The sequence below is a fragment of the Saccharibacillus alkalitolerans genome, assembly GCF_011090185.1.
GTDB lineage: Bacteria > Bacillota > Bacilli > Paenibacillales > Paenibacillaceae > Saccharibacillus > Saccharibacillus alkalitolerans.
This window is the reverse complement of record NZ_JAAFGS010000005.1, coordinates 101,876-114,605: the sequence shown is the minus strand read 5'-3', so window position 1 is coordinate 114,605 and position 12,730 is coordinate 101,876. Positions and strand designations below refer to the sequence as shown.

Genomic DNA, 12,730 nt, shown 5'->3' with positions numbered 1-12,730 from the left:
CGGACGGAGGCGAATCCATGGCAAGACCGAAAAAAGTATCCATGCAGAATATCGCGGACCGGCTGGGACTGTCCAAAAACGCGGTATCGCTGGCTTTGTCGGGGAAAAAAGGCGTGAGCGAAGAGGTTCGGCAGACCGTGCTGAAAACGGCGAAAGAGCTGGATTACCGGCTTTCGGGTTCGGGCCTCGCGGGGGAAGAGAAGGGAAACGCGCGGAACGTGCTGGTGCTGGTGCCCGAGCGGATCGTCAGCTACGCGGACAATGAACATTTTCGCTTTTTTCACGACATGCTGTGGATTCTGGAAGAGAGTATACGCGCGCGGGGCTGCAACGCGGTGATCGCCCGGATCGACGGAGAAATGGAGCGCGATCGGGTTCTGCCGGGCTTATTCGAAGACGTGGAGCATGCGGGCGTCATTCTGTTCGGCATCGCGGCGAAGCCGTATGCGCAAATGGTCTGGGAGACGGGCGCGCCGCTTGTCCTGTTGGACTCTTATTACCGCGACCTGCCGAGCGCGGCCGCCGTATCGGCCAATACGGAAGGCGCGGAATCGGCCGTGCGCTGGCTGATCGAACGCGGACACCGCGAGATCGGCTTTATCGGACCGGCCAACCTGACGACGAGCCACGAGGAGCGCTGGTTCGGCTACTGGCGGGCGATGCGGGAAGCGGGGCTGCCGATCCGCGAGGCTCATACGCTGCTGGAAGCCGACGATTTCGACGAAGCGAAAAACGAACGGGAGATCGGCGAATTTCTGGAGCGGATCGTCGCGGCGAAAGCGGGGAGTCCGAATGTCGGACAGAGTGCGGAAGACGCGCTGCCTACCGCTTTTTTCTGCGGCAACGACCGGATCGCGCTGCTGTTGATTCGCCGCCTGCGGGCGATCGGCGTATCGGTGCCGCAGCGGGTGGAAGTTGCCGGTTTCGACGGATTGGAACAGGCTTTGAAGCCGGATTCGGGATTATCGGTCACGGTAAAAGCGGATAAGCGCCGGATGTGCGAAGCGGCCGTAGAGCTGCTGCTGGGCGGGTACGGAGGCAGACGGGAGGCGGTAAGATGGGCGGCGGAAGGTATCTTAGTAAACATGTAAATTCTTTTATTGAAATGCTCGCTTTCTTAGAATAATATTTACCTAGTAAGTAGTTAGATTTACAAATTTATAAATTAAAGAAAGTATGGTGAGCAAATGATCGGCTTTAATACGGTGTTGCCTTTAAGTAACACAGTTAGTGAAGAACAGTTTCTAGAATTGTGTAGAACTTGGCAAAAGAATAGTCCTCATACTAGCTTAATAATCAAGGACGAGACTCTTACTGATGGATTTAAATATCAAAGTGATTCTGAATCATTAGAATTTGTTAATGTCGAGGGGAAAAATGGAACACATTGTGGGGTACGTCATATAAAAAAGGACGAAGATAGTGAGTGGCGTACTGATGTAATCGGTTATAAAACAGAGAGTAATTTCAAGGTCGCGGTTGTAACTTCTAGAGCCACATTTAACGTAGCAAATTATACAAGGCTTCCTTTAAAACCTTTTATTGTGTCTTTATTGCTTGAAAATTTAGAACTTGAAGAAGATGATGGAATTAAAATAGAAAAAAAGTTTAAAGAAATAACTTCAGATAATCTTGAATATATCTCTTGTCTTTTGAATGGGGAACAATCAAATTCATTTCCAGTTGTTTATCTCAGCAAAAATAAATCAGGTGAATTTTTAGTTGATCCAAACAAGTTAGCTTTAAAATTATCCGGTTTAGCTCACGTTTTTGTAGAGACCGAGGAATCAATTACTTTTATGTTACAAAAAAATACAGATGGAAAAGTTGCTTATAACGGGCAAATAGGAATTTATTGGCCTGGAGGGGACAGAAATTACTATTATAGGATTGATGCAACAGATCATGTGAATAATATACTTAATTTTGTGAAAAAAATATTAAATACTCGTAAGACACCAAATGAGTACAGATGGTCTTTTGTTCAAAATTTAAAATACCAAAAGACTATAGAAGGTTTTAAAACTGGAGAAGAAGAAAATAAAGATATGTTAGCTTATGCTTTAGAAGAAAACGAAAAGCTTAAAGAACAGTTAGATAACATGGAGTTGGAAAACCTTTATTTAAATCATATGAATGAAGTTTTAAACTCCAATGCTTTTAACGGTCAAACACCTCTGATTTTCAAGGGAACAGAGTACGAGTTATTTCTGAATGAGCAAAGTGAGCTAGTACTTAGTTTAGTTGAAGAAAAAATGAATCAAGATAGTTGTTCGATTCGGGTGAAAAATATTTTGAATTCAATTTTAAAAGCTAATAAAAATGATAATAATAAACAAAGATTTTTAGATAATATGAAAAGAATACTTGTTTCACAAGATGGTATTACTTCTCGTAGTAAACGTGAACTAGCGACAATGGGTTTTGAGCTAATAGATTACACGAAAACTCATCATAAAATCAAAATCAAAGGCGACAATCGCTATTCTCACTCGATCGCTAAGTCACCTAGTGATGCGCGCACCCCAGAAAATAATTTCCGTGATTTTAAAATAGGTTTTTTGTAATAGTTATTTGATTAAGCGGATTTTCCTTAAATGTATCAGAACTGCAACTAAATCCGCTCTCGGAAGGTTTATATATAAGGGTAGGGTGTTTTTAAACGCATCTTATAACCGTATCCTAGAGGAGGACTTTCCAATGAAAAAAATCCTGATCGCATCGCTGCTGGGCACCGCCGTACTGGGCGCAGGCGCCGCGCAGGCCGCGCCTGCCCCGACGGCAGCTCCAGCCTCCGCGTCCGCTCCCGCGACGACGACATCTTCCGAGCCTGCCGCCAAAATTTACGGCAACGACGGACTGGTGAAGCCTAGCGCATATCCGTTCTTCATCAAGAGCACGCTGTACGCGACGTCCGACGTCATCAAGCAGCTGGGGATCGAAGGTCTCAACATCTCCTGGGACGCCAAAACGAAAACTTATACGTATACGCGCGGCGATCATACAGTGAAGATCATGGCCGACAGCAATGTTGCCTGGGTAGACGGCAAAGAAGTGAAGCTGCAGGGCTCGGCAACGTTCAAGCGCGGCGTGCTTCGGGTGCCGGTCGGCATCATCGTCAGAGGCGTAGGCGAGTCGATCAAGTGGGACAAAGCGACCGAAACGCTGTGGGTCGGCGATTCGATCAAGTAAAGCGGCCCGGCGCGGCGTCCGGCCGCCCGAGCGCGGTCGGGCTTCGCGCGAGCGGGCCCGCCGACATTCAAAAAAGACCGTTTCCGCATCCTGCCTTACCGGCAGGACGGAACGGTCTTTTTCGGTTTGTCCGGCCGAGGCGGGAGGAAGGGCCGGAGCTGGAGCGGAGGGTCGGGTGCGCTGGCGGCGAGCGGCAGGGCGCCGGCTGTAGGCATAAGCAGCGCGGAACGCGAACGAAGCGAAAATAAGTGCATAAGAGCAGCTATTTTGCAGAAGTTGACGCGATTTTGCTGAATAGATGCATAGAAGCAGCTATTTTCGGAAAAAGAGGAATCGTCAGGCCGGATTTGAGGAAATAACTGCTTTTTCGCAGCTATTTCAGCGTTCAACGACGAAAAAGGCCAAATAGCTGCTTTTAAGCATTTATTTTTGAACTCGCCGTTTGAAATGCGTGCCCAAGCCGAACACAAGCCCGGATACCGTGAATTGGACGAGGTAGGCTCTGCCCAATTCGGAAGAGAAGAACCGGCCGTCGATCGGTCCTTCCCAGATGACGAACGAAGCCCACGCGGGAAGAACGCCGATAACGGCGCAGGCGAAAGCAATCGACGCGATCCGCGCGGCAAGGCGCGGAATCCGGAGGCAGGCGGCCCAGACGCCGTTATACAGCGGCAGAGCCATCAGGCCGAACGGCATCAGCCCGCCGATCCAAGCGAAAGCGGATTCTTCCGGCGGAAGGCCGGCGAACGACAGCCGAAAGACGGCCGCGCCGCACAGGTAAGAAACGGCCGCCAGCAGTATTCTTTTGAGGGCGGTTCGATCGGAGTCGGCGATTTGGTTTTGGCGAAGGGCCTTTGCTTCTGTGTCCGGCTTTATGAGGATTCGCTCCTTTCGGCTTTTGAGGGGCGCTCAGACGCCTTAGAAAAATAGACGCGCTCGGGCAGGAAAAGCTCCCGGATCGCGGCACAAAAAAAGCCCCCGATTTTCTTCCCGGCCTCGGCGGAAAGAAAATCGGGGGCTTGATCGTGCGCAAGTCCGGCGCCGGCGTCCGCCTCGGCCAGGGCTTTGACCGTTCCGGTCGGCAGGCTGGGCCGTTCGGTGCCGGGAATTTCGACGAACTCGGACGGCGAATGCCGACCGGAACGCGGCGGATCCTGTTCAGGCTCCGATTTCCGCTTTTTCGAGCGGCGGATTCGCCGGAAGAGACGGCTTCGGTGTCCGATTTTTGCCCGCGAGAGCAAGGAGCATCAGCAGCAGCTTCAGTCCGCCGGTCGCAAGCAGCAGCCAAGGCAGCGCGATCAGTCCCCAGCCGATTCCCGGAGCCCAGGTTACGACGACCTCCCAAGGGGCAAGCCCCGAGACGAAATGCAGGATCAGCAGCGGAAACGCGACGTTGCAGGCCAGCAGCAGCACGAGGTTCAGCACGAATTTCCATGCCGCGGGCCGGAACGCTTTTTTCCAGCGGAACAGGCTGCGCACCGACCAGAGAAACAGCAGCACGATGGCAAGCACGATGCCGTCCGCGATCATATACAGCTTGGCGAAGTCCGGCAGGCTGTTCAGCGAAGGCGTGCGCCCGTTAACGATGTCGTCGAGCCCCGGCAGGATGCCGGCGTAGCTGACGATCAGCGGATCGGACGAGTTGGCGAGAATAAACAGGCCGTACCCGTCATGGATGCGCATTTCCGAGTAAGTGTTTTCCGTCGTGCCGTTATGCCAGATGTAGGAGCCGCTGTTCACCCAACCCATGCCGTAAAAGGACCCGTCCCGCATATCCGCGGCCGGTTCGTGCATGCGCTTGAATCCTTCCGGGGACAGCAGGCGGCCGCCGCCGGAAGAGCTTGCGGGGGAATCGCCTTCCATCTGCATGATCAAATATTTCGACATGTCCTCCGCGGTGGAAACGAGATAACCGGAAGGCACCGTGCCGGAATGTTCCATCAGGCGGGTGGGTACGGTCAGGCCGAACAGCAGCTGATGGCCGGAAGGAGGCCGCCGGTCGGAACGTTCGGCGAGAGCGGCGGCCGCCCGTTCGGGAGAGGCGAAGCTTTCGTTCATGCCGAGCGGCCGCAGGATTTTCTCTTCGACATAATCGCCGTAAGATTCGCCCGATACGCGTTCGACGATCGCGCCGAGAATATTGTAATTCAGATTGGAATATTCGTAGACGGCTCCGGCGGCATGCTTTTGCGAGACGCTCTGCAGGCTGCGGATATGTCCCGAGAGCGTACCGTCTCCTTTGGCCAGAAAGGCGATGCCGTCATAGGTCGACAGGCCGCTTGTCTGATGCAGCAGGTCGGCTGCGGTAATGCGGGCGGAAGCGTCGGCATCGGCCAAACGGAAGTCGGGCAAATAATCGGTGACCGGCGCGTCCGGATCGATTTTTCCCGCTTCGACAAGCTGCATGACGGCCAGCGCCGTGAACGACTTGGTCGTCGAGCCGATCGCCAGCGGCGTCTGCGGCGTCATCGGTCCGGCGCCCGGGCCGGCAGTGCCGTAGCCCTGCATATAGGCGATCTCGCCTTCATGAACGATGCCGACGGCCAGGCCGGGAACATGCAGCCGCTTCATGGCGGCTTCCGCATAGGCGTCGACCTGCTCGGGCGTCCAGGCGGCGATAACCGACGAAGTCGAAGGCGAAGCAGGGACTGCGCTCGCCGGGCTTGATCCGTTTAACGCTCCGGGCGCGGCTCCGGCATAGGCGGCCGGAACGGCGACGGCCGAGACCAGAAGCAGGCCGGCCAACGATCTTTTTATTCTGTTGGAGATATTCATGATTCAACTTCCTTCCGTTTCGGCGTTCTCTTCTTGCTCTGTTCTCATTCTATCGGATCGTCAACGCGACCAAATCGGCCGACGGCACGAACTTGCGCTCGGTCCCCGGACGCCGAAAAACCTGGACTTAAGGAGAGGTTCCAAAAACGGCGCGCGGCCCGAACACTGTTCAAAATGAAAACTTATTTCGGTCCGCAAGCGTTTAATATAAGGAAAGCGGCTCCGCTTGTCGGATATTCGATTCGGAGCCGATCACTCAGTTAAGGAGGCGTGCGGAAATGAATGTTGAAGTTCAAGCTCTGGGATTCTTCGGTCTGCTGATCACGGTCGTGCTGCTCGCGATCCTGCTGTTTGTCGTATATTGGATCATTCGGCTCGCCATTAACCATTCCGATGCCAAGGAAGAAGTTTACGCGCTGCGCCAAGACCTGAACGAGTTGGAGCGCCGGCAGGCCGAACGCTTCGAACGGCAGGAGGCTCTACAGCAGGAACAGAACGCGCTGCTGCGCGAGCAGAACGAACGGTTGGGGAACATAAAAGGAGCGGATTAAGCATGGGCGAACTTATGCGGTCGCTGGACTTTTTGCAAATCGAGGACGTTCCGTGGAGCCGTCTCACGACCGCTTACGGCCGGGCGACGGAAATGCCGGAATTGATTCGGCGGCGCCGCTTCCGCGAGATCGCCAACTTGATCGAGCATCAGGGCACGCTCTGGCAGGCGACGCCGTGGACGCTGCTGTTTTTGCTGCGGGAATCGGCGGGGCGGCGTCCGGAAGAGCTGCCGGAGGAGGAACGCCGGCTGTATGCCGCGGTATGGGAAGCCGTTCTGCTCATGGATCAGAGCGGCGAACCGCTGCCGGATTATCCCTCCGATCCGATGACGCTGCTTAGCGAAGAAGAGCTTCTGTGGCCGGAAGACGACGATGAAGAAGCGGACGAGGAACGGTGGATGGAGGAAGAGCCGCCCGGTTACGATCCGTCCAGCTTTGCCGCTTATTTCGCGTACAGCCGCCGGCTTCTGACGGAAGCTTTTCCGGATGCGCCGTTTACCCGGACCGAAAGGGAACAAGAGTCCTGAAAATCGAAAGAGCCTTATTGAATACGGAGGATCCGACAAGTAAACGGGAGGAGGAACGGCATGGACGAATGGTTTTGGAGCATTCTGCTGAGTTTGCTCGTACTGGCGGCTGGATGCGGAATCGTTTACGCGATCGTGGCATCCGTTGTCGAAAGCCGGATCGAGCGTCTTATCCGTCCGCAGATCGATCATCTGGACCGTAAGCAGAACGACCGGTTTCAGGTGCTGGACCGTCAGCTGCAGGAGCTGAACGGCCTGCTGCGCAAACAGGAAGCCGATCTTAAGCGGCTGAAGGATTCCGTGGACGAGGAGCACAGGCGTGCGGAGCTGCCTGTCGAGGAAGAAGAAAAGTGAGTCGGTCGGCGCCTCTGCAAAAGCCGATCCGTCCGATCTGATAATTCGGCGGCCGTTCCGGGTACATAGAAGGTAAACGGATGGCAGGCAGCCGTCCGAATCCGGAATTTCGAGGAGGATGGGCTCATGTTTCTGCTGATCGGAGTCTTTTTGCTGCTCTGTCCGCTCGTCATTGCCCGCCCCGACCGGCTTGTTCACCCGCTGCGCGATCCGGCGGGCGAGGACGCGGCCGAACCGGTAAGGTTTCAGTCGGAGGCTTTTCGGGCGCTGGGCTTTCTGCTGCTGTTCGTTTCGCTGTCGCTGGGCGTCATGATGATGCTGAGCGGCGGATGATTCCATAAAAATCGGCTGCCGGTTCGCGGTTTGAAGGCGGCCGCTTCAAAAAGGCTTTTCCGGACGGAAAAGCCTTTTTGGGGCGGCCGCGGTGAGCACGAAGTCAATATTTGAAAATCGAAGATGTTTGCGTCACACTGTAAAGAAGAAACGCGGAAGAACCAAACCGTGCGCGGTCCCGGAAGGATCAGGAATAGGTACGGCAGCCGCCGTACCGGTCGGAGACGGCGCAACAGTCGAGGAGGATATGCGATGAACGGACAATGGACCATCGATTCGATGCCCGACATGACGGGCAAGCGGGTTATCATTACGGGCGGCAGCGGCGGGCTCGGGCTGGAGACGGCTTACGGATTCGCGCAAAAAGGCGCCAAAGTGATCATGGCCGTGCGCAACATGGAAAAAGGCTATCAGGCGGCCGAAGGGCTGATGAAAAAGTTCCCGCAGGCAAGCGTGGAGGTCATGCGGATGGATCTGGCCGACCTGTCCAGCATCGAGGCGTTCGCCGCCGGCGTGATCGGCAAGTATAACGAACTGCATGTGCTGGTCAACAACGCGGGGGTCATGATTCCGCCTTACCGGAAAACGAAGGACGGCTTCGAGCTGCAGTTCGGCAGCAATCATCTGGGCCATTTCGCGCTGACGGGGCGGCTGCTGCCGCTGCTGCTGAAAACGCCGGGCTCGCGGATCGTGACGCTGAGCAGCATCGCCGCGAAGAGCGGCTACATTTACTTCAATAATCTGGACGGCCGGATCGGCTACAGCGCGCTGAAGTTCTACGGGCAGAGCAAGCTCGCCAACCTGCTGTTCGCGCGGGAACTGCAAAAGCGCCTGACCGTCGCGGGAGCGGACACGATAAGCGTCGCCTGCCATCCCGGCGTCTCCAACACCAACTTGATCTCCCGCGGCTCGGGCAAGCAGGCCGGCAAAGCGGTAGCTCTGCTGTGGGGTCTTATGAGCCAATCTGCGGCGATGGGCGCGCTGCCGACGCTGTACGCGGCGGCGGAGCCGGGGCTTCAAGGCGGCGAATACATCGGCCCGACGGGCAAGGGCGGCCGCAAAGGCTATCCGGGCTTCGACCTCTCTGCCGAGCATAAGATGAACGAAGAGACGATGGCGAAGCTGTGGCGCGTATCCGAAGAGCTGACGGGCGTGAACTACGACTTCAGCGCCGCCAGCGAAGCGGCGGAGAGAAAAGGCATCCTGTACGGAGTGAAGCTGTGAGACGGCAGATCATCGGGATGGGCGGCGGAGGCTTCTCGATGGAGCCGGACAATCCGGTCATGGACCGGTATATTCTGGAGCAGTCGGGCCGCCCCCGGCCCAAAGTCTGCTTTCTCGCCGGCGCGAGCGGAGACGACGAAGGCTATATTCGCGGCTTTCTGGACGCGTTCGGCCGCTTGGACTGCAGGCCTTCGTGCCTGAGACTCGCGAGCCTGCCCGCCGAAGGAGCGGAAGCTTTCCTGCTGTCGCAGGACGTCATCTACGTCGGCGGGGGAGACACGCATCGGCTGATGCGCGGTTGGCGGGAAGCCGGGATCGACGGCATTTTGCGTCGGGCCTGGGAGGCGGGCATCGTGCTGGCCGGCTTAAGCGCGGGCTCGATCTGCTGGTTCGAGGAAGGCATAACGGACCTTGAAGAAGGCGTATTCGACCGGGTCGAGGGACTCGGATTGATTCCCGGCAGCCACTGCCCTCATTACAACGGCTGCGGCTGGCAGGAGGGATACCGGCGCATGATCGCGTCCGGCGGATTGGGCGCGGGACTCGCGCTGACCGACGGAGCGGCGGCGCATTACGCGGCAGAAGACGGCTCCGAAGAACCGGTCGCGCTGCTGCGGATCGTCGGTTCGCGGCCGGAAGCCCGGGCGTATCGGCTGGGCGGCGAAGGCGACGAGCACGAACTTCCGGTCGAGCTGCTGCGCTAACGGGGCGGCAGGCGCGAATCCGTTCCTTTTGAGCGGCTTTTCTTCCTTAAAGAGGAGGAAAGCCGCTTTTTTGCATGCCCGTTGATCTTTTTCACATTCCCCGCCCGGATGCTGTGTTACGTTAGAAAGCGGTGATTTTCAGAAAAAGCAAAGAAGGTTTGCACAATGATCAAGGGTTGGGGAAGACTCGAAGGGTACGGGAAAGGGGACTTGAAGCGGGATCTGATCGCCGGCTGTATCGTCGGGATCATCGCGATTCCGCTGGGGATGGCGTTCGCGATCGCGTCGGGGGTCAAGCCGGAGACGGGGATCTACACGACGATCGTGGCCGGGATTCTGATCTCGCTGCTGGGCGGGTCGAAATTCCAGATCGGGGGACCGACCGGCGCATTCATTCCGATTCTGCTCGCGATCGTGCTTCAATACGGGTATGACAAGCTGCTGGTCGCCGGATTTCTGGCGGGAATTTTTCTTGTTTTGATGGGCGCGCTGAAGCTTGGCGCGCTGATCAAATTCATTCCGAAGCCGGTTACGGTCGGGTTCACGGCGGGGATCGCGGTCACGATCTTCGCCGGACAAATCGGGAGCTTTCTCGGACTATCCGGCTTGAAAAGGCATGAGAGCTTTCTGCTCAACATGAAGGAGCTGGCCGTCCACATCGGTACGCTGAATCCGTACGCGGTCGCCGTGGCGGGCATCTGCCTGGCTTCGCTGCTGCTGGTGCCGCGCGTACTGCCGAAGATTCCGCCGTCCCTGGTCGGCCTGCTGCTGTCGACGCTGGCCGCCGTATCGTTCTTCGACGGCGAAGTGGCCACGATCGGATCGGCTTACGGCAGCATTCCGGCGTCGCTGCCTTCGTTCCGGCTGCCGGATTTGTCTTGGGACAACATCGTCCTGATGACTCGCCCGGCGCTGATCATCGCGCTGCTCGGCGGCATCGAATCGCTGCTGTCCGCCGTCGTGGCCGACGGAATGAGCGGTTCGCGGCACAACAGCAACCGCGAATTGATCGGGCAGGGCATCGCCAATATGGCCGCGCCGCTGTTCGGCGGCATTCCGGCAACCGGCGCGATCGCCCGTACCGCGACCAATATCAAGAACGGAGCGGTTTCGCCGCTGTCCGGAATCGTGCACGGCCTCGCCGTTCTGCTGATTCTGGTGCTGCTCGCGCCTTACGCTTCGGCGATCCCGCTCGCGGCGATGGCCCCGATCCTCATGCTCGTAGCCTGGAACATGAGCGAACGCCGGGCATTCGCCAAGCTGCTCAAGCTGCGCGGTTCCGACTCGCTCGTTCTTGTCGTCACGTTCGTCCTGACCGTGTTCACGACGCTGACGACCGCCGTCGAAGCGGGACTCGCGCTGGCCGTGCTGCTGTTCGTCAAGCGCATGGCCGGCGAGCAGCGGCTCGACAAGGTGCTGCCCGACCGGGAAAGCCGCCGCGGCAAGGTGGCGGCCGATGTCGTCGCGGCGGACCGGGATTGTCCGCAGCTCGGCATCTTCAGCGTGCGCGGCGCGCTGTTCTTCGGCGCCCGCAATCCGTTCGAGACGCCGGATTTTCTGGCGGCGCACGATCTCTCGGGCGCGCTGCTGCTGCGCATGGGCGGCGTGCCGCTGATCGACGCTTCCGGCGAGGCGACGCTGCAGGGACTGCTGAAGCGGGTTCGCGCTTCGGGCGGCACGCTGCTGCTGTCCGGCCTGCAGCCCCAGCCGCGGCGGATGCTGGAGAAGACGGGCTTTCTCGCCGAATTGGGCGAGGAACGCTGCTTCGCCCGTACCGGCGCAGCGATCGACGCGGCGCTGGCGGAGCATATCGAAGCGCCGGCATGCGCCGGCTGCCGAATGGGAGCTTTCCGCGAGTGCGAGGGGTTGTGCCGGGCGGCGGAAGCCGGGAACGCTTCCTAGCGTGCGGATACACCGAAGAGGGACAAAGAGCCCGTGCTTCGATCCTTTTGCGCGCCAAGCCTGTCTTGTGTACACTAAAAGTGACGTAGGACAGGCTTTTTTTTACATATCGGGGACCAGCGGGTTCCCTCGAACGGAGGAAGAACATTTTGACGAACGAAACGAACGAAAATAATGTGCTGCACGGCCGTTTTTTCGATCCGGCAAAGTTTTGGAACGAAAACGAAGATTACTTTACGAGCCCGGGCGAAGCGACCGACGAACGGATCGCGGAAGTGGAGGCGCTGCTCGGCTATAAGCTTCCCGCCGATTATATCGCGCTGCTGCGTCTCCGCAACGGCGGGACTCCGGTTAATACGCGTTTTCCGATGGACGTTGCGACGGCATGGTCGGAGAACCATATCGCGATCGACGGCATCTGCGGCGTCGGGGGGACCTGGGGGCTGGATTCCGAAGACTTCGGCAGCCGCTTCATGATCGAGGAGTGGGGATACCCCGACATCGGCGTCGTGTTCGGGGAATGTCCTTCGGGAGGCCACGATGCGATCATGCTGGATTACCGGGAATGCGGGCCGCAGGGAGAACCGAAAGTGATCCATGTCGAGGTAGAGACGGAAGAAGAGCCGTGGATCACGCCGGTGGCGGACAGCTTCGGCGAATTCGTTCGCGGGCTGGTGCACGAGAGCGTCTACGACACGTCCGCGGAAGACAAGATCTCCGACCTCAAAATGGCGCGGAGCGCGCCTTTGACGCCGCTGCTGCGCAGACTGTGCGACGAGGCCGGAGCGGTGCTGCCGGGGGCCGAAGGAATCGTGCGGAAGCTGTCCGAGACGATCGTCGAAGAGAAAGGATATTTCGCCCTGCACGCCGACCCGCTGTCGTACCTGATGTACGATCTGCAGTTTCTGCTCTACGTCAACGCGGAAGGTCCGTCGGATCGAACGGCTTATCTGGCCGCGTACGAGGGGATTATGACCTTCGGGCCGGACGGAACGCTGAATATCGGCGGTTACGCGCCGGGGTTCGTCTCCGCCTGGCTCGACGCGCGGATTCGCGAAGAAGCGATCGTCGAAGCCGGGGGCAAGCTTTCTTGCTCGGAAGAGCATAAACGCAAAATAGCCGAGGAAGCGGGCGCTTATCGTTCTTAAGCCGGACTTCCGAAGCGGCT

At 57.4% G+C, this 12,730-nt stretch carries 13 protein-coding genes; 11 read left to right on the top strand and 2 right to left on the bottom strand.

Features of this window, described 5'->3' with window-relative positions; all coding sequences use genetic code 11:
• The first annotated feature begins 17 nt into the window (after window positions 1–17).
• The 3 genes from GYN08_RS15500 (at window position 18) to GYN08_RS15490 (ending at window position 3,192) form a co-directional block, all read left to right on the top strand.
• Window positions 18–1,091, top strand: coding sequence for a LacI family DNA-binding transcriptional regulator (locus GYN08_RS15500; RefSeq protein WP_166275849.1), 1,074 nt, complete (start codon window positions 18–20; stop codon window positions 1,089–1,091).
• Window positions 1,092–1,187: 96 nt separating this feature from the next.
• Window positions 1,188–2,567, top strand: a complete 1,380-nt coding sequence (locus GYN08_RS15495) for a hypothetical protein (protein WP_166275847.1) — start codon at window positions 1,188–1,190, stop codon at window positions 2,565–2,567.
• Between the two features lie 133 nt (window positions 2,568–2,700).
• Window positions 2,701–3,192 (top strand): copper amine oxidase N-terminal domain-containing protein, encoded by a 492-nt coding sequence (locus GYN08_RS15490; protein ID WP_166275845.1) that lies wholly within the window; start codon window positions 2,701–2,703, stop codon window positions 3,190–3,192.
• 423 nt (window positions 3,193–3,615) lie between these two features.
• Here GYN08_RS15490 and GYN08_RS15485 read toward each other — a convergent pair whose 3' ends face one another.
• Both GYN08_RS15485 and GYN08_RS15480 read right to left on the bottom strand, forming a co-directional pair.
• The gene (locus GYN08_RS15485) at window positions 3,616–3,888 is read right to left on the bottom strand and encodes a hypothetical protein (protein ID WP_166275843.1); all 273 of its coding nucleotides are present in this window, start codon (window positions 3,886–3,888) and stop codon (window positions 3,616–3,618) included.
• A gap of 462 nt (window positions 3,889–4,350) precedes the next feature.
• Window positions 4,351–5,967, bottom strand: a complete 1,617-nt coding sequence (locus tag GYN08_RS15480) for a serine hydrolase domain-containing protein (protein WP_166275841.1) — start codon at window positions 5,965–5,967, stop codon at window positions 4,351–4,353.
• A 278-nt stretch (window positions 5,968–6,245) separates the two neighbouring features.
• On the opposite strand from GYN08_RS15480, the gene GYN08_RS15475 reads away from it, so the two are divergent.
• From GYN08_RS15475 to GYN08_RS15440, 8 genes are all read left to right on the top strand, one after another.
• Window positions 6,246–6,518 (top strand): hypothetical protein, encoded by a 273-nt coding sequence (locus GYN08_RS15475; RefSeq protein WP_166275839.1) that lies wholly within the window; start codon window positions 6,246–6,248, stop codon window positions 6,516–6,518.
• 2 nt (window positions 6,519–6,520) lie between these two features.
• On the top strand, window positions 6,521–7,045 hold the full coding sequence (locus tag GYN08_RS15470) for a hypothetical protein (RefSeq protein WP_166275837.1): 525 nt from the start codon (window positions 6,521–6,523) through the stop codon (window positions 7,043–7,045).
• A 60-nt stretch (window positions 7,046–7,105) separates the two neighbouring features.
• Window positions 7,106–7,399 (top strand): hypothetical protein, encoded by a 294-nt coding sequence (locus GYN08_RS15465; protein ID WP_166275835.1) that lies wholly within the window; start codon window positions 7,106–7,108, stop codon window positions 7,397–7,399.
• A gap of 126 nt (window positions 7,400–7,525) precedes the next feature.
• Window positions 7,526–7,732 (top strand): hypothetical protein, encoded by a 207-nt coding sequence (locus tag GYN08_RS15460; RefSeq protein ID WP_166275833.1) that lies wholly within the window; start codon window positions 7,526–7,528, stop codon window positions 7,730–7,732.
• 252 nt (window positions 7,733–7,984) lie between these two features.
• Window positions 7,985–8,956 carry an oxidoreductase gene (locus GYN08_RS15455; RefSeq protein ID WP_166275831.1) on the top strand — a complete coding sequence of 324 codons (972 nt, stop codon included), beginning with the start codon at window positions 7,985–7,987 and terminating at the stop codon, window positions 8,954–8,956.
• Window positions 8,953–9,660, top strand: a complete 708-nt coding sequence (locus GYN08_RS15450; RefSeq protein WP_328802962.1) for a Type 1 glutamine amidotransferase-like domain-containing protein — start codon at window positions 8,953–8,955, stop codon at window positions 9,658–9,660. Before GYN08_RS15455 ends, GYN08_RS15450 begins: the two co-directional genes overlap by 4 nt.
• 168 nt (window positions 9,661–9,828) lie before the next feature.
• Window positions 9,829–11,562, top strand: coding sequence for a SulP family inorganic anion transporter (locus GYN08_RS15445; RefSeq protein ID WP_166276158.1), 1,734 nt, complete (start codon window positions 9,829–9,831; stop codon window positions 11,560–11,562).
• Between the two features lie 149 nt (window positions 11,563–11,711).
• Window positions 11,712–12,710 carry an SMI1/KNR4 family protein gene (locus GYN08_RS15440; protein WP_166275829.1) on the top strand — a complete coding sequence of 333 codons (999 nt, stop codon included), beginning with the start codon at window positions 11,712–11,714 and terminating at the stop codon, window positions 12,708–12,710.
• The last annotated feature ends 20 nt before the right edge of the window (window positions 12,711–12,730 follow it).